Source organism: [Clostridium] aminophilum, from assembly GCF_900101295.1.
GTDB lineage: Bacteria > Bacillota > Clostridia > Lachnospirales > Lachnospiraceae > Clostridium_R > Clostridium_R aminophilum_A.
On the sequence record NZ_FOIL01000024.1, the window covers coordinates 1 to 17,445 of the forward strand.

Below are 17,445 nucleotides of genomic sequence, written 5' to 3' on the forward strand. Positions count from 1 at the left end.
AGCAATCTGAGATTCTCTCACGAAAACCCGTCCATCAAACAGGTTTATCAGGATTTCCTGGGGGCACCGCTCTCGGAGAAGGCCGAAGAACTTCTGCACACCAATCATCATGACTGGCGAATGCCGAACGAGAGATAAGACGACAAAGAGAACTGAACTCAGGCCGGAATTGCTGCCGGGACGTTTCGTTCCGGCAGCAGATTTCGGTCTTTTCGTTTCATAGGAAATTTCTCCGAAATTCCCTATGAAACAAAAACGCTCCGCGAGGATGCGCACGCCGCTGTAAGGAAGCTGTCACCTAACGGTGACCAGCGGCGGCGCGCAAAGTCCGCGGTGCTCCCCTCAGGACTGAGGGGATGGGGGAGCCGAAGTCCGCTTGCGGACTTTGTTCTGTGTTATCCGTTATGGCACAGGAAAGCTCTCCGGATTTTCCTATGACATAAAAATGCTCTGCGGGGATGCGCGCGATGTGGAAAGAAAACTGCTTCATTTGCCGGATGGCGCGGAGAAGAGTTATAGTAAAAGAAATTGGAACTGGATACGGGAGGAAACGTGGATAAGAATGTGAGTGTGTATCGTCGGGGAAAATATGAAATTCTCTACGACCCGGAGAAACTCCGCATAGGCTTTGGCGTTTATCTTCTGGGGCTTTGGGGACCGCTCATCGTGCGTCCCGACGGGTTCGGAATCTATGATCATCTTCGCCGCGGACTGGCGGAAGACCGGTGTTCCGATATGATTCTGGCGGCGCTGATGCTGGTAATGATGAATGTTGTGCGAATGATGCCGCATTACCTCGGCGCATTTCTGATTGACGAGTCCATTGAGTTTCAAAAAGCCGGAAAACGGCGCTTTGAGTGGAATGTCTGGCTTACCTTCGGACTCATTCTCGGTATGTACCGGCTGATCGATATTATTCACGGCGCAAGCTATGACTTCGGTTTCCCGGCACTGTTTACCGTCAGTGTGATTCTGCTTTTGTCGTATATGAATCTATTCGGCGTCAGCCCATTCAACAAAGTCATCGTCGTGATGACGATGCTGCTCAGCATTCAGTGGCTGGATGTCATGCCGGCACTGACCCGTTACGGTTTTGGCCGCGGAGAAGTGTCCAGAGATATCAAGACCTTCGCCTTTGCGATGGGAGAGGCGGATACACTGACGATTTTTGCGGTATGTCTGACCGTGATCTTTACCTTCGCGTCCGCCATGCAGATTGCCCTCCTATGGAAAGAACACAAACTCCGGATTGCCGGAGAAGAAACGAGAAGGGCGCAGCAGAATCTGTATGAATCGCGGATTGAGGCACTGAATATGAGGAGCACGACGGAGGCGCAGAGTCTGGTCCATGATCTGAAAAGTCCGCTGACCACAGTGCAGGGGCTGATCAGTCTTGCGGAGATGATGGAGGAAAACCCGCTGATCCGGGAATATTTCGCCAAGATCACAAAAGCACTCAGCAATATGAGTGTGATGATTTCGGAGATCCTTTATGAAAACCGGAAAAAACCGCTGAATATGGATGACCTGTTCCATGATGTGCTTGCGCAGGTTTCCATCATGATTCCTGCGGAGATGATCCGCTATGAAAATGAGTGCCCGGAGGCGCAGATTCTCGGAAACCGGATTCGACTGGTCCGTGCGGTGATCAACCTCATCAACAATGCATACGCGGCTGTGGACAAGAAAAAAGGCCGGATTGATCTGATCGTCGGCCGGAGGAACGGCGGTATTGAGATCATGGTGCAGGACAATGGATCCGGAATGACGGAACAGGAGCGGGTACAGGCATTTGAACTCGGATATTCCGGGGCCGGATCTTCGGGACTGGGGCTTGCATTTACCCGACAGGTAATCACTGCCCACGGAGGAACCATCGGAATTGAAAGCGAGAAGAATCGCTACACGCGGGTGAAAATCCTGCTGGATGAAGTAAGGGAGGAAGAACATGACGGAAATGACGGCGCAGACGGTCAGGATTCTGGCGATTGATGACAATCCGGATATTCTGTACACATTGGAACAGATCTGCCGGTTTCAGGGGTGGATACCGCTGATGGCGAACGGTTATGATGAGGCGGTGGAAGTGATCCGCAGTCAGACACCGGATCTGGTTCTGGTGGATTATCATATGCCGGGCCGGGACGGGATCAGCACCGTCAGCGAGCTGCGAAAAATTCTTCCGGAAGTACCGATCGTTGTGCTCACGATAGAGGAGAGTGACGGTGTGGTGCAGCGTTTTGCGGAAGCCGGGGCGGACGATTATGCCCTGAAACCAATCAAGGCGATTGATCTGATCTCCCGGATCAAGGTTCATCTTCAGCTGGCGGCAAAAAGAGTATCGTTACAGGCTTCCGGTACGGAGGATCATGGGGGCAGAGCCGCGGAAGCCGGCGAAAATCAGGCCGACACCGGAGAGAAAAATCATCGTCAGGATGTTTTCCGAGAGAAGGGGATCAGTGAGGTGACACTCACAAAACTTGAGAAGGCATTGAAAGGGGAAGCCGGCTTCCGTGATATTGACGAGATCGAAACGGCGACGACCATCAAGAAGAAGACTCTTTACCGCTATCTTCAGTTTCTTCTCAAAGAGGGAAGGATTGAGCAGGATTATTCGTACGGCGAGATGGGGCGCCCCAGAACGCTGTACCGTTGGAAAAACGAGCATTAGGTATAATACGGCGTCGGGGGATGTGGATCGGATTTTTTTCGGAATGAATGTAATGGGGGCGAAGTCTGTTTTGGGACTTCGTCCCCATTACATTTGAAGGCAGCGGTCCGGAAACTGCAGCGCAGGTATGGTCAGAATCCCGCAGACGGGAAGAAATTCTGTGAAGATAAAAATGAGAAAAATGAGAGAAAATAGACAAGATGTGTAGAATTCTGTAATTATAAGATTATGCGCGGCATAAAAATGAAAATTCAGATTTGATTGCGTTTCGGGAGAAATAACGTATGAAAAGACAACACGGAATCGTTTTTCCGGGGCCGTTGATCGAGGGAGCAGGTATGTCGAGACACATTCCGGCAGCATTGTCTGCGATAGGGATTGCTTTGGCGGCAGCCGGCTGCGGATCTTCCGCTTTTTCTGCGGCGATTCCGAGTCGGACGGCGCAGGAAACCGGTCTGAATGGTTCGGAATGTCGCGAAGACAAAAACGGGAATGATGCTTTAAAACCGGAACTGTTATCCAAAACAGATGAAAGGAATTCGGATGTATCTGAAAAAACAGAGAATATGACCGGGAACGATACCGAAGAACCGGAAGAAAAGCGGATAACAGACCGGAATATTATCAATTCTTCGGAACAAAGCATCGAGAGTTACACGATTCCGTCGGGAAGCGGTCCGAACACCGTGATTCACATCCGAAGCGGAAAGAAAGGTCCGGTTCTCTATATCGAAGCCGGGATCCACGGCGATGAAACAGCCGGTCAGGGGGCGGTCCGGAAGCTGGCAGAGACACTGTCACAGGGAGAAGAACTCTCTGCCGGAGAAATTTACCTGATTGAAGCGGTGAACCGGTACGGAGCGGAACACGGAAAGCGGACCACAAGAGAGAATGAAGACATCAACCGGGCATTTCCGGGAGAGAACAACGGAAGCGGAGCGGAAGTGACTGCTGCGGCGCTCTTCCGGGACATTCGGGAGAAGAAACCGGATCTGGTGTTGGATCTGCACGAGGCGAGAAAACATGCGGACGGGATCGACCAGCTCGGCGAAAGTGTGATCGCCGGTTCTCTGGACGGGATCGAAGATCTGATCCTCGGTCTCATCGCCGATTCCGAACAGAACCCGGAAATCGGCGTCAAACTGGATTTGTTTGGATCACCGCCGGAAGGCAGCATCAACCGGACAGTGACGGAACAGCTTCATATTCCGGTCATCACGATCGAGACGTCGAGAGAAAAGCCGGAAGCGGAGCGGATCCGTGTGCAGCTCGGTATCATTCAGTATGTTCTTGATTTCTATCATATGCGCGGCCGGTAGGGCAGCCATAAGCCGGCATGGATGGAAATGGAGATAGCGCAGCCGTGGCGGACTGCGGAATCAGAATGGAACGGAATGACAAAGGAAGGAGAGAAAGTATGAAAAAGAAACTGCGCAGAATAGTCAGCGCGGCACTTTCCGCGGCGATGGCAACCAGCCTTGCAGCCTGCGGAAACACGGCGGCGACCTCCACCACAGCGGCAACCTCGGAGACAAACGCAGCGGCGGAAACAGAGACAAAGGCGGAAAAACCGGCTCTGACACCGGCATACAGTGTTGCGGATTTCCAGACAGTGGATGCGGAAGGAAACCGGATCACGACCGGACGCGATGCAACCAGCAAGAAGGCGGTAGCGGTTGCTTCCAAGTATGAGGTATCCCAGGTCGGCGCGGAAATTATGAAAAAGGGCGGAAACGCGGTTGATGCGGCAGTAGCCATGGGGTTTGCGCTCGGCGTCTGCGAACCGTTTACGTCCGGTCTCGGCGGAGGCGGTATCGCAACCATCCATATGAAGGACGGATCGAATTATTTCATCGATTTCCGGGAGGTTGCTCCGGCACTCGCAACGCTGGATAAGTATGTGGATGAGAAGGGCGAGCCGAACGGCAACACCAAGAAGGGCGGCCTGGCATCCGGTGTTCCGGGCGAGTGTGCCGGTCTCCTCTACATGCTGGAGAAGTACGGCACCATGACCCGGGCAGAGGTTATGGCTCCGGCGATCCGCATTGCGAACGAGGGATTTACGGTATCCACCTACTGCGCAAATGCCATCAATGACGCTTATCAGACCGCACAGGAGTTCCCGGAGATGCAGAAGGTCTATTGGGACGAGAATGATCTTCCGTACGGCGAGGGCGCGGTGATCAACAATCCGGATCTGGCAAAGACACTGCAGAAGATTTCTGATGAAGGCGCAGATGCATTCTACAAGGGTGAGATCGGACAGGCCATGGTCGACACTCTGAAAGAGTACGACGGTGTCATGACCATGGAAGATCTGGCAAAATACACCGTTCTTGAGCATGAGCCGGTGGAAGGGGAATACAGAGGATACAAGATTATCTCTTCCCCGCCGCCGTCTTCCGGTGGTACTCACCTGATCGAGATCCTGAATATTCTGGAAAATTATGACATCGGCAGCATGAAGATCAACTCTCCGGAGTACGTTCACACCTTTACGGAGGCATTTAAGCTTGCCTTTGCGGACCGTGCGAAGTATATGGCGGATACCGCATTTACGGACGTGCCGCTTGATGGCCTGACCAGCCAGAAGTATGCGGATGAGAGAGCGAAGAAGATTGATCCGGCCAAGGCGATGGAAGAGGCTGCACCGGATGATCCGACACTCTTTGAACACACCGATACCACACACTTCTCTGTCGGCGATATCGACGGCAACTGCGTGGCGATCACCAAGACCATCAACTACTACTTCGGCAGCGGCGTCATGGTCAAGGGCTGCGGATTCATGATGAACAACCAGATGGATGATTTCTCGACCGATAAAGACAGTGTCAATGTGATCGAGCCGGGCAAGAAGCCGCTTTCATCCATGAGCCCGACAGTGGTACTGAAGCCGGACGGCACGCCGTTCATGGTTACCGGTACTCCGGGCGGATCCCGCATCTTCTCCTCGGTAGCACAGACCATCTCCCGTGTCATCGATCACAAGATGACGCTTCTGGATGCGATCTGTGTTCCGAAGATCTGGAACTGCAGTAACAAGAATAAGCTTGACTATGAGAAGAATCTGAAGGGATACGAAGAGTATGCCGTAACGGAGGATACGATTGCAAAACTGACCGAGATGGGCCATGGCGAGATCAAGACCGCGGCCAGCGGCAGCGTAAACTCCATCATCTATAACGATGACGGCACGATCACCGGCGTTGGCGATCCGCGCCAGGACGGCAAGGCGGTCGGTGTAGACTGACCCCGGATGGAACTGAGGGACGGGGGCAGCGGTTCATTTTGCCCCATCCGGACCGCAGCCCGTTCAAAAAATACGTTTAATAGATAACAGCAAAAGCTTCCATACTTGCCGGATAATGAGGTCACGGCGAGAATGCGAGAAAGAATCAAAGCGCATAAAGACAGGCCAAGAGCCCGGCGGACTGCCCCCGCCGGGCTCTTGGCCTGAATGAAAACGGTATTCTGTGATGAGGGTTTATCAAAGCATCAAAGAATTCTTCAGAGTCATAAGAAATGAGGTGGTCAGGCTTCGTAGGGAGGAATATCTGATAAAGTAATACGGGCATATGAGCCATTCTTTTTGTCTTCAGGATGCGGTTCTAAACCGATAATGGTGATAGATTGATCATCAGGACCATAAACCCAATACATACGCATTGCACCGCTGGTCTTATTCTCGAGATAGGACTGCCAGACCCGCTCACCGTATCGATCCGATAATGCTTCAATATCATGTGTCTTAAGGCTGGGATGTCGGGGATTCTCCGAGAGCAGCTTTAAAGCCTTGCCCCATTTTTTGAATAGGAGAGCGTTTTTTTTGCTGATTGTTCCGGTTCTATAGTCTGACAAAAGTTTATTCCATAATTCATCCATTTCTGGAATGCCCATTCGAATTAAAAAATGCATAATGCATACCCTTTAAAAATCAGACAGATCGATCGGATCGGAAACTTTGCCGGATTTGAAATTGCGAATTGCATTATCCATATCTTCCAATGTTTGAACAGATATTGTTTCTGGTACGGTCAATTCGCGTGGCTCTAACATGATGCATCCGTTCTCATATTCTTTTACGTTGTAATATTGATAGATGGCTCCTCGCAAAGTGATGCGCTTTTTGCTGTCAAGGTGAACGTTATAACTTTTTACTGCTTCCATGTTGCACCTCCCTATCGGAAGTGGGAATTCCCACGTGATTATATTTATAATATGCTATATTGGGTCATGTGTCAATGGCAGCAAAAGCAGTTATGAATTGAATTTTTTCGTATCGAGAAGTCCTTCTCGCTTGGCAACGATCGTGGATACCACTGCGTCTCCGGTTACGTTAGTGCAGGTCTGCATCATTCCAACCAGCGGGTATAATCCCATGATAAGGCTTATTGCCTCCGCCGGAACACCGATCTGTGGAATCAAAAGCGCGATGCAGACCAGATTTCCGCCCGGAACACCGGGGCTTCCGACAGAAAGTACCATGATCGAAATAAACAGAGACAGCAGTACGCTCGGAGTGACCGGTATCTGGAAGATCTTTGCGCAGAATAAAGCGGATATCAAAAGTGAAATGCAGCTTCCATCCATATTGATCGTTGCTCCCAGTGGCAGGGAAAACGAATAAATCTTCGGCGAAATTCCCATTTTATCGCATCGCTCGATGGAAGTGGGGAGCGCCGCATTACTCGATGCACAGGTAAATGCGGAAACCATTGCGGGAAAATATTTTTTGAGGAATTTGTGCGGAGCCAGACCGGCAAACACTGCCAACAGGATGATATACATTCCGATCATCAAAATGTCTCCGAAGTAAACAACCGGTGTCCATACGAATACATTTAAGAGAGTTCCAAAGTCCATTGCGATCATCATTTTTGCCATAGAGCAGAAGACAACGATGGGAATTAATTTTACTATCACAGATGTAATTTTGGAAAAAACAGCATTAAAAATTCCCAGCATTCTTTTGAATTCCGGCATTTTTCCTGCCAGAGAGGCCGCAGCTATGCCGAATATCACAGCCATAAATATCAGCTGAAGCATATCGGATTTCTGAAATGGTGTAATGATATCACTTGGTATGATGCCTACAAGCGTGTCCTTGATGGAAATTGTTACGCTTTCCGCTTTCTGCAGTGTCGACTCTGCGGTCTCTTCGGAAACCGCCATTGCCAGATCAGTATTTCCGATTGGAAAAAGCTGATATGTGAAATATCCAACAAAGATCGCGATGACAGAGGTCATGAGATAAAAGATAACCATCTCGAACGCAATCCTCCCAAGTGCTTTCAGATCCCTGAAGTCAGCAATGCTGTAAGCCACAGAGAAAAAGACAAGCGGAGCCACGATCATTTTCAGGAAATTGATGAACATGGTATATATCGGTGTAATGATGATCGTGCTGATGTTTTTTCCGACTGCCGCAGGAAATAACTTATGGATCAGAAATCCCGTCAGAATACCAAGTACCAGCGCAGCAATCGTATAGACCAGACTGGAGTACGGAGATTTTTTTACAGGAAACGTGACGGTGGTCTTTCCCCTGCTATTACGTATGGAAAGGGTGTCTGCAAATAACTTATCGTAAAGTTTTCGGATAACATCGCCTGCGTCTTCATCAAATTCATCAATCCTGAGATTCTCATAGATATCAGAAACCGCAAAAACTTCGCAGGCTGATTTTATCTGAATTGCCAGATTCCCAAAATGCCCCTTGATTTCTATCACAATATCACTTTCCGCAGGAGCAGATTCCAAAATCTTGGCCAGTACCTCCTCAGAAGTCAAAAGGGTCTGAGCAATCTTTCGCTTGCTAATATCCCTTGCTTTCAGCGATTCCTGAATAAAATTTACTCCGTTTGCAATTGCATCACGATCTGCTTTTAATACCTTCTTGTTCATACGGATCTCCCTATGAAAAATGTTGTAAGAATCTTCCGGTCAATTTATGGTCGCGTGAGGTATATTGTGACCATCTATTCTTCTACTTCGCCATTTTCTTTAAAAACATAAATTTTCCATGATTGATTAATAAGAGAAGGTTTTAAGATAACGTATATTAAAGCGGTATATGCCGTCTCGGAAAGATCCGAAAGCATAGAAATGACAGAATGAAAAATCCCGCACCGAGAAAACCGGCAATTTTCCGGTCATAGCGCAGTTCCGAGTAGACATCTCCCTCGCCGACCGCCGGAAGCGGGACCGGATCGTAGGGGAGACCGTTGGCCGGCATCAGCGTCTTCATATTCAGAAGATGGATGACCGGTGTTCCATGGCGGAAGAAATACGGGATCAGGCCCTGCGGTTCGGAGGAGGATCGGACTTCTGTCACGATGCCGTCGGCCGCCGTCAGTTTTTCCTCCGCGCCGGCGAAGGACAGGAGATTTCCTCCGACATTGATGAAGCACACCGGTTTTTCCGGCACGGCCGCGTAGATTTCCTTCCGGATCTCCAGATTTGCGGACAGATCCGGTTCGTGGATATAGGAAAGTCCATGGGAACGCGCACGTCGGACGATCTCTTCCGTCACTTGCTCCGGCATACCGGTTCCGACATCTCCTGCCCCGCCCAGTGAGAACCATTCTGCATGATTCCGGATCAATCCCTTTCCGAGAAGCTCCTGTTCCATATCGAGATAGGTCAGATCCGAAAGATTGGCTCCATAGGTGGAGGCACCGACGGAATTGATGATAATGCCGTGGGCTCCGATGCTGTCCAGTGCACAGACTGTTGCGAGGTTCAGCGTCGGAAAAGAGCTGGAGAAATTGCAGGCGACGTAGTCCCCTTCCTTCACGCCGCACCGGATCAGAAGATCTGTGACCATGGCGGCACTGTTGGGATTGGCGGCAGAGCGTTTGGCTTCCAGAATGCCGTGCGTGGTCGTGATATCGGTCAAAAGATCGCCGATCATTCCGGTTTCGTTCGGATCATCGAGTTTGTCGATGGGATGTCCCAGCGAAAGACGGAGATCCTTTATCGCACCGAACGCAGTATTCAGCTGCTCGGAGGCCTGAAGCATGATATCCGCATACGGCTTGGGAGCGCGGTATCGCGTGGCTTGAAGGAGGCCGCAGCTTCCGCCCAGATACACGGTCAGAAGACTGAGAAGAATCAGGCGTTTCCGGGAATCGGAGAGCGCCGAAAAACGGGATGACAGGAACAAGGGACACCTCTTTTCGGATGATAGGAAACAGGGTTTCGTCGGAGATATTCTCTACCGCAGAAGAAGGATCACAAAATAGGTGGCAAGGGTCACCACCGCCAGTGAAAGGAGTGTCGGCAGGATGTGCTGCCGCTCCATCTCACGGCCGAGAATTCCCGGGATCAGGCTGCCGATGGAGAGTGCCGTGCTGCCGATCAGCGCCGACATCAGCACCTTCAGCAGGACGCCGGAGATCAGGAAAACGGCGTACCGTCTTCTGCCGTAGAGGATCATGTACCGGGACAGAAAACTTACGATCAGCATTGTTACAAGGGCGGCGGCTACCGTTGTGAGAATCCGCACGGGGCTTGCGAGATAGAGCGCAAAATATGCCGGGACGATGACGCCGCCCGGAGACAGATCGGTAAATTCGGTAAAGATCAGGGCAAAAATGATGCCGATCAGGAGTGTTTCGTTCATGTGGTTCCTTCTTTCATAGAATGTTCGCCTTAAAAAAACGCGGGCTTTGTTTTGAAACCGGATTGTTGATTTGTAATCAGGTCCGGCCGGATTCCAGCGTCTCGATCAGATGATAGGCGGGACCTTTGATGTTTCCGATACCGGTGATCAGGATGCGGGGAATGCATTCGGATCTGGCGGCGGGAACCGTTTTGTCTGCCGGATCCGTAGTGCGGATCATATTCCGGAGCACCTCCGGTGTCAGCTCTTTCTCCCCGAGAATCCGGATATTTTCCGCGCCAGCCTCCCGGAAGAACCGGGCCGCAAGTGCTCCTCCTTTTCCGGAAATGAACCACCGGGCGTCGCGGTGGAGCGGCACGAAGTGCTTCGCAAACAGGATGGCGCGGTCCGGACGGTCGAGTCGGTGGTTGTAGAGGAAAATGACCTCGGCCGGTGCCCGGAGTTCGCCGGCAGGACTGTTTTTTTTCACCTCTCGGAGTTCGTCGGCAGGACTGTCTTTTGCTGCCCCCCGGAGCTCGTCGGCCAGATTGCTTTCCGTCGATTGGGGATCGTTGGCGGAGAACAGATTGAGAAAAGCGAGTTGTCTTCCGGATACTTCTCCGAGCCGGTAGACTCTTCGGATTCCGAAATCCTGCTTTGTGCGGGAGAGTCCGTCCCATGCATCGGATTCCGGAATTCCGAGAGTGCGGGCAACGGCCAGCGCAATGCCCTCATTTTCGGCGGCGGTATCGGTGGATGGGCAGGTGATGAGCCTTGTTCCCCGTTGGCGGCATTTTTCGCCCCAGTATTCTTCGGCATGCGGGTCGGCGGAGATCAGGATGCCGTGATCCGGAATGACGGCGCTCAGCGATTCGGCAATCTCCGGAAGGGTGTCACCCATTTCGAAGGTGTGATCGTAACGGACGTTGGTGATGATGCTGATTTTGGACCGGAGGATCCGTTCCTGGGCGATTTTCTGCAGATCGGGGCGGACCGCCATACATTCGAGAATAAGAACCTCGGCGCCCTCCTTCCGGGCTTTCCGGATGGTACGGATCTGCTCGTGGATGTTGGCAGGGCCGAGACGCTTTACGGGGTGTTCCGCTCCGTCGACACCGATGCAGACTGCGTCGGTTCCGGTGGTTTTTGTGAAGACCCGGTAATGTGTCCGGAGTGCGGCGTCAATCGCACGGCAGGTCGAGGTCTTTCCGCGGATTCCGTTGACGTGAATGACATATCGAAACGAGGAAAGCGCCCGCCGGTTAAATTCATTTTCCAGAAAAAGACCGGCAAGATAGGCCGCGGTCAGAAACAGAAGCAGGATGAGCATTCCGATGTGATCCTCCTTAAAAATGTTGCGATCAATACAATGTATATAGAAGTTTATCGCAAATCGCAGAGAAATTCGAGTTCTTCTCCCGTACAATCCATGAGAAAAATGAGAGAAAATAGACATTTGAAGTTGAATTTTGTAATCTTAAAGACATCAGGATGAAAACTGTGAAAATGTCGCAGAGAATTCCGATTCTTAATGAGGTACTGAAAACCAGCAGAAAGGGAGAAAAAACATGAAAAAGAGAAATCTTGTACTTGCACTTGCAATGGCAGCAATGACATCCGCAGCAGCATGCGGCGGAAGTTCCGCACCGGCGGCAGCAACGACAGCAGCGGCTGCAGCGACCACAGCGGCTGCAGCAGAGAGCAAAGTCGAGGAGACAAAGGCAGCAGATACAAAGACTGCGGAGACCAAGGCTGCGGACGCGGCAAAGAGCGATGCGAAGGCAGAGGCATCTCTGGAAACTCCGGCTGTTCTGACCAGCATCGGTCAGTCCGCAGACGTTGACATTGTAAAGACACTCTGCACAAAGGCAGGACTTACCATCGAGACCAACGGAACCCTGAAGGCTGACGATCTTCCGGCAGACTGCAAGACGCTGATCCTTGCGGTGGGCGGATCCTCCAAGGGTCTGGGTGCTGCAGGAATTGATGCGGACGGCGAGCTTGCCCGCACAAAGGCACTTCTTGAGAAGGCAAAGAGCCAGGGCACCAAGGTTCTTGCAATGCACACCGGCGGCTCCGCAAGACGCGGCACCCTGTCCGACAGCTTCATCAAGCCGGCATTCGAGGCTGCTGATGTGGCAATCGTTGTTTCCGAGGGCGATTCCGACGGACTGATGAAGGGAATCATCGACGGCAACGGCGCACAGGGCGTATACGTTGAGAAGATCACCGATGTTCTGACTTCACTTCAGGGACTGTTCGGCGTTTCCAAGTAATTCAGGATCTGTGGCGGTATCGTGCGCTGCGCGCGGACGGAGAACAGAATGTCCGCATGCCGTTATCCGGATGCCGCGTTTATGAATGAAATTCCGGAAATCCAAAAGAATTTCATCTTGTTGGGGATATTTATTTCGATATAGCAAACACGTTTCTATCTTTATTTCTCAAAACTATAAAAAGCTTTTTATAATAAGAACTTCATAACACGCCCGGAATGCCTTTAGGGGAGACATTCCGGGTCTCACCTGAAAAAGGAGATACCTATGACTGGCTATCTGATTACATTCCTTATCATGCTCGGTGTCTTCATGATCGGATGTTTCGCCTTTAAACTTCCGGTTGGTGTGTCCATGCTTCTCGCAGCAGTTCTGGGTGCACTCGAAGGCGGACTCGGCATCGACGGTATCCGTATGATGGTTGAGGGCGAATTTGGTTATGTTGACACGATTCTCACCATCGGAACCGCGATGATCTTCATGAAAGTATTCGAGGATTCCGGTGCGCTGGATGCGCTGAGTTCTCTGATTATCGAGAAATTCCACAAGGTTCCGGCCGTTCTTCTGATCCTGATCATGCTCATCATCATGTTCCCGGGTATGATTACCGGATCTTCCACCGCAGCGGTTCTCTCCGCGGGATCCATTATGGCGCCGGTACTGACGCTGATGGGAATTGACGCGGTTACGGCAGGTTCGATTATCGCCGTCGGCGCTCTTCTCGGCATGATCGCTCCGCCGGTTAATACCGCAGCGCTGATCATCTGCGCCGGCATTGACGTTCCGTATGTCGGTTTTGAAGGCCCGCTGGCACTTCTGACATTCCCGCTTGCTGTCCTCTTTGTACTGATGCTCGGATGGAAGCAGGCAAAGAACATTGACTATGAAAAACTGAAACCGGCTCTGGTAAAGCAGGACGAGGTCAGAAAACAGTACGGATTCCGCATTTACGTTCCGCTGTTTGTACTGGTGATCCTGATGATCCTCTTTAAGGTGGTCAAGATCGGAGAGGATATCGGCATGCCGCTGATGTTCCTTCTGTCTGCCATCTCCGGACTCTTTACCGGTAAGAAGATCAACGTTCTGGAGAGCGTTCCGGCGGCAATCCGTACTGCAGCTCCGGTTATGGGTATCCTGATGGGCGTAGGAATGTTCATCGAGGTTATGACCGCAACCGGTGTCCGCGGCCTCATTGTTACCAGCTGCCTCAGAATTCCGTCCTCTCTCTGGCTTCTCGCATGCTGCATCAGCATTCCGCTGTTCGGCGCGGTTTCTTCTTACGGAGCCTGCTCGGTTCTCGGCGTGCCGTTCGCGTACATTTACGCTTCGCTCCTTGGCGGAAATGCCGTCGTTGTACTGGCTGCCATCTCTCTGATCGCATCCGTCGGCGATATGATGCCGCCGACCGCTCTGGCCGGACTCTTTGCCGCACAGGTTGTCGGAGTAAAGGATTACACGAAGATTCTGAAGAAATGTATCATTCCGATCGTGATTCTTCTGGTATATGCAGCATTTGTCCTGGCGAATTCCAAGATGATCGCCGGCCTGTTCTGAAGAAAGGAGTGCAACCATGTCAGTTATCACAATTATTTATCTGGCGATCGCAGCGCTCGTCTTTGTGAGCACGCTGTATAACATGATCTTCAAGGAGGAGAGAATTGTCGATCAGATCAATGCCGCGATGATTCTCATTCCGCTGGTGTTAAGAATCTTTCTAATCAAATAAGGAGGGCAGACCATGAAGAAACAATATGCATCCGCAGCTGCTATTCTGGTCGCTGCCGCCATTGTCGGAGGGATCGCAGGAAACAGCTTTTATACCAAACGTCATTTTAAAGAAGATATCGTGAAGGGCGACGGGGTAACCGAAGTGCGTATGCTCTCGGATTACAACCCGAGACTCAAGGGAACCATCGCCGATACCGAGATTTACGTGCTCAAGGGTGAAGAGCCGGGCGGATCGGTTCTGGTACTCGGTTCCACTCACGCGAATGAGCCGGCAGGACACATGGCCGGAATCGTGATCGAGGAGAACGCGAAGGTGAAGAAGGGTACCGTCTATGTCATCCCGAGTGTCAATCAGTCGGCGCTGACGCACAATGATGCCCTTGACGGCGCACCGCAGTACATGCATTACACTACGAAAACCGGTGAGCTGAGAACCTTCCAGTACGGATCCCGTGCAACCAACCCGATTGACCAGTGGCCGGATCCGGATATCTACACACACCGCTCTTCCGGTCAGTCTCTGTCCGGTTCGGAGACAAGAAACCTGAACCGCTGCTATCCGGGCGTGGAAGACGGAACCATATCCGAGCAGGTCGCGTATGCGGTTAAGAACCTGATCACCACGGATGACATCACCATGGAGATCGACCTTCATGAGTCGAGTCCGGAGTACGCGGTAAACAATGCGACGGTCGCGCACGAGAGAGCAATGGGCATCGCCTCCGAAGGTGTTCTGAACCTTCAGCTTGAGGACATCGCCATGAGCCTTGAGCCGTCTCCGGCAACCCTGCACGGTCTGACCCACCGTGAGCTGGGTGATTTCACCAATACGTATGCACTTCTGATGGAGACCGGAAACCCGTCCCAGGGCCGTTTGCGCGGAAAGACCGATGAGGCGCTGGTTCAGACCGGTATCGATCCGTGCTATGTGGTCAACTACGGTCTTGGACTTCTCTATGTAGACTACAGCTCCGGAAGCTTCCCGATGGAACTCCGTGTAGGCCGTCACCTGCAGGGAATTTCGGAATACATCGCCGCGCTCGGCAACAACGAGCCGGATAAGGCGATTATCGTAGAAGGCATTCCGAGTTATCAGGAAATGCTGGACAACAAGGTCGGCTTCTACCTGAAGTGATGGTACATTTTCCCGGAAACGGGATATGTAAGGCACCGGACCGGCTTTCCGGTCCGGTGTGATACAGCAACCTGTCAACGTTCATATGTTACCAAAAGAGGGGAGTAATTTATGAAAAGACAACTTGCACTTGCTGCCGCCATGATGATGGGCGTCAGCTCCATCGCGGCATGCGGAAACGGATCCGCAGCAGCAACCACAGCAGCAGCGACGACAGCAGCAGAGTCCGCCGCTGAAGAAACCAAGGCAGAAGAAGTAAAGAAGCCGGAAACATTCCACGGTGAAGATGTATGGCTTCCTTACGACGAGAAACTGGAGAAGAAGAAGGATGACCGCGACGCCACCGGAACCAAGGGCGCGGTTGCAGCATGCTCCTGGTATGCATCCAAGGCCGGTCTTGAAGTTCTTCAGAAGGGCGGAAACGCATTCGACGCGGCAGCAGCGACTGCTTACGCACTCGGTGTGGTAGAGCCGTATTTCTCCGGTCTCGGCGGCGGCGGTTTCATGACGCTGTACGATGCAAAGACCAAGGAAGTCAAGGTAATCGACTTCCGAGAGACTGCTCCGGCAGCAGCAACTCCGGAGATGTGGCTCGGTGAAGACGGCAAAGTAAAGAATTACACACCGGACGGCGCAGATCCGACGACAGCGGCAGCTCCGGCAAGCCAGTACGGCGGCCAGTCGGTTGCGGTACCGGGTGAAGTAGCAGGAATGGAGTTCCTTCTGGAAAAGTACGGTTCCGATAAGGTAACCAGAAATGATATCTTCCAGGGCGCGATCGATCTTGCGAAAGACGGTTACGTTGTCGGTGCAACCTTCAAGGAAGAGCTGGATGAGAATTACAACCTGATCCATGCGATGCCGGATCTCTCCAAGATCTACCTGAACGATCTGGAACTTGCATACGAGATCGGCGATCACATCAGCAACCCGGATCTTGCCAAGACACTGGAAGCAATCCGCGACGGCGGAAAAGACGCATTCTATAAGGGCGAGATTGCGCAGAAGATGGTGGATGCCACCAAGAAGTACGGCGGCGTTATGACCATGGAAGACCTCGCGAATTACACGGTTAAGGAAAGAGAACCGGTAAAGGGTACCTACAAGGATTACACCATTTATTCCCTTCCGCCGGCATCCTCCGGTGGTACACACCTCTGCGAGATCCTGAACATTCTGGAGAATGCGGACATGAAGTCTCTGGAAATCAACTCTCCGGAGTATGTTCACCTGTTCTCTGAGGCGTTCAAGATCGCATTTGCCGACAGAGCAAAGTACATGGCAGACACCGATTTCGTCGATGTTCCGCTGAAGCAGCTCACCAGCAAGGACTATGCAAAGTCCCGCTGGAGCCAGATCGATCCGGAAAAGAGCGGCGCTTATGAGGCTGTTCCGTCCGACGAGCTGGAGCACTATGCAACCACTTCCTTCTCCGTAATCGATGAGGAAGGCAACATGGTAGCATGCACAAAGACCGTAAACTATGGCTTCGGTTCCAAGATCGTTCCGGAAGGAACCGGATTTGTACTCAACGATGAGATGGATGACTTCTCTCCGGATCCGAAGAGCACAAACTGCGTAGCCGGCGGAAAGAGACCGCTTTCCTCCATGTCCCCGTCCATCGTTCTGTATCCGGACGGCAAGCCGTTCCTGACCATCGGAACTCCGGGCGCAACCCGTATCTTCCCGACCATCGCTCAGGTTGTTCAGAGAATGATCGATTATGATATGGACATTCAGGATGCGATCGACTGCGCGAGAATCTATGATAACTCCTCAAAGAAGGTTTGCTACGAGTCCGACGGCGTGAAGCCGGTGACTGCCGAGACAGTGGCAAAACTGCAGGAGATGGGCCACGAGGTAACCGACAAGGGTGCTTGGCAGCTCTTCTTCGGCGGTGTTCAGGGTATTGAGATCAAGAAAGACGGAACCCTCCGCGGCGGTGCTGACCCGCGCCGTGACGGTAAGGCTCTCGCTTACTGATCCACCCTTTTCCTCCCATAAAAATAAAAAGTACGAATAAGTAGGA

The 17,445-nt window shown here is 51.8% G+C and carries 16 protein-coding genes; 10 read left to right on the forward strand and 6 right to left on the reverse strand.

Annotated elements, in window-relative coordinates; genetic code table 11:
* The first annotated feature begins 6 nt into the window (after positions 1-6).
* The 5 genes from BMW41_RS15305 (at position 7) to ggt (BMW41_RS07655) (ending at position 5,924) form a co-directional block, all read left to right on the forward strand.
* On the forward strand, positions 7-138 hold the full coding sequence (locus BMW41_RS15305; RefSeq protein WP_083378839.1) for an iron hydrogenase small subunit: 132 nt from the start codon (positions 7-9) through the stop codon (positions 136-138).
* A 414-nt stretch (positions 139-552) separates the two neighbouring features.
* Positions 553-1,992 carry a sensor histidine kinase gene (locus tag BMW41_RS07640; RefSeq protein WP_242870310.1) on the forward strand — a complete coding sequence of 480 codons (1,440 nt, stop codon included), beginning with the start codon at positions 553-555 and terminating at the stop codon, positions 1,990-1,992.
* Complete coding sequence (locus BMW41_RS14950; protein ID WP_242870311.1) at positions 1,949-2,671, forward strand: response regulator; 723 nt, start codon at positions 1,949-1,951, stop codon at positions 2,669-2,671. Before BMW41_RS07640 ends, BMW41_RS14950 begins: the two co-directional genes overlap by 44 nt.
* Positions 2,672-2,955: 284 nt before the next feature.
* Positions 2,956-3,990, forward strand: coding sequence for a succinylglutamate desuccinylase/aspartoacylase family protein (locus tag BMW41_RS07650; protein ID WP_074649581.1), 1,035 nt, complete (start codon positions 2,956-2,958; stop codon positions 3,988-3,990).
* A 98-nt stretch (positions 3,991-4,088) separates the two neighbouring features.
* Positions 4,089-5,924: a gamma-glutamyltransferase gene (gene ggt, locus BMW41_RS07655; RefSeq protein WP_074649611.1), complete on the forward strand. Its 1,836-nt coding sequence runs from the start codon at positions 4,089-4,091 to the stop codon at positions 5,922-5,924.
* A gap of 281 nt (positions 5,925-6,205) precedes the next feature.
* Here ggt (BMW41_RS07655) and BMW41_RS07660 read toward each other — a convergent pair whose 3' ends face one another.
* The 6 genes from BMW41_RS07660 to pgsB form a co-directional block, all read right to left on the reverse strand.
* Positions 6,206-6,589, reverse strand: coding sequence for a hypothetical protein (locus BMW41_RS07660; protein WP_074649582.1), 384 nt, complete (start codon positions 6,587-6,589; stop codon positions 6,206-6,208).
* A gap of 12 nt (positions 6,590-6,601) precedes the next feature.
* On the reverse strand, positions 6,602-6,841 hold the full coding sequence (locus BMW41_RS07665) for a hypothetical protein (protein WP_074649583.1): 240 nt from the start codon (positions 6,839-6,841) through the stop codon (positions 6,602-6,604).
* A 90-nt stretch (positions 6,842-6,931) separates the two neighbouring features.
* On the reverse strand, positions 6,932-8,578 hold the full coding sequence (locus BMW41_RS07670) for a dicarboxylate/amino acid:cation symporter (RefSeq protein ID WP_074649584.1): 1,647 nt from the start codon (positions 8,576-8,578) through the stop codon (positions 6,932-6,934).
* A gap of 157 nt (positions 8,579-8,735) precedes the next feature.
* Positions 8,736-9,839 (reverse strand): poly-gamma-glutamate system protein, encoded by a 1,104-nt coding sequence (gene pgsW / locus BMW41_RS07675; protein ID WP_074649585.1) that lies wholly within the window; start codon positions 9,837-9,839, stop codon positions 8,736-8,738.
* Between the two features lie 51 nt (positions 9,840-9,890).
* Positions 9,891-10,298, reverse strand: coding sequence for a poly-gamma-glutamate biosynthesis protein PgsC (gene pgsC / locus BMW41_RS07680; protein WP_074649586.1), 408 nt, complete (start codon positions 10,296-10,298; stop codon positions 9,891-9,893).
* A gap of 76 nt (positions 10,299-10,374) precedes the next feature.
* Positions 10,375-11,607, reverse strand: coding sequence for a poly-gamma-glutamate synthase PgsB (pgsB, locus tag BMW41_RS07685; protein WP_074649587.1), 1,233 nt, complete (start codon positions 11,605-11,607; stop codon positions 10,375-10,377).
* Positions 11,608-11,845: 238 nt separating this feature from the next.
* On the opposite strand from pgsB, the gene BMW41_RS07690 reads away from it, so the two are divergent.
* The 5 genes from BMW41_RS07690 to ggt (BMW41_RS07705) all read left to right on the forward strand — a co-directional run bounded on the left by BMW41_RS07690 (position 11,846) and on the right by ggt (BMW41_RS07705) (position 17,399).
* Positions 11,846-12,553 (forward strand): DUF6305 family protein, encoded by a 708-nt coding sequence (locus BMW41_RS07690; protein WP_074649588.1) that lies wholly within the window; start codon positions 11,846-11,848, stop codon positions 12,551-12,553.
* A gap of 267 nt (positions 12,554-12,820) precedes the next feature.
* The gene (locus BMW41_RS07695; protein WP_031474301.1) at positions 12,821-14,107 is read left to right on the forward strand and encodes a TRAP transporter large permease subunit; all 1,287 of its coding nucleotides are present in this window, start codon (positions 12,821-12,823) and stop codon (positions 14,105-14,107) included.
* A 16-nt stretch (positions 14,108-14,123) separates the two neighbouring features.
* The gene (locus tag BMW41_RS14570) at positions 14,124-14,279 is read left to right on the forward strand and encodes a hypothetical protein (RefSeq protein WP_169738158.1); all 156 of its coding nucleotides are present in this window, start codon (positions 14,124-14,126) and stop codon (positions 14,277-14,279) included.
* 12 nt (positions 14,280-14,291) lie between these two features.
* Positions 14,292-15,416, forward strand: coding sequence for a M14 family metallopeptidase (locus BMW41_RS07700; protein ID WP_031474303.1), 1,125 nt, complete (start codon positions 14,292-14,294; stop codon positions 15,414-15,416).
* Positions 15,417-15,527: 111 nt separating this feature from the next.
* Positions 15,528-17,399 carry a gamma-glutamyltransferase gene (ggt, locus tag BMW41_RS07705; RefSeq protein ID WP_074649589.1) on the forward strand — a complete coding sequence of 624 codons (1,872 nt, stop codon included), beginning with the start codon at positions 15,528-15,530 and terminating at the stop codon, positions 17,397-17,399.
* The last annotated feature ends 46 nt before the right edge of the window (positions 17,400-17,445 follow it).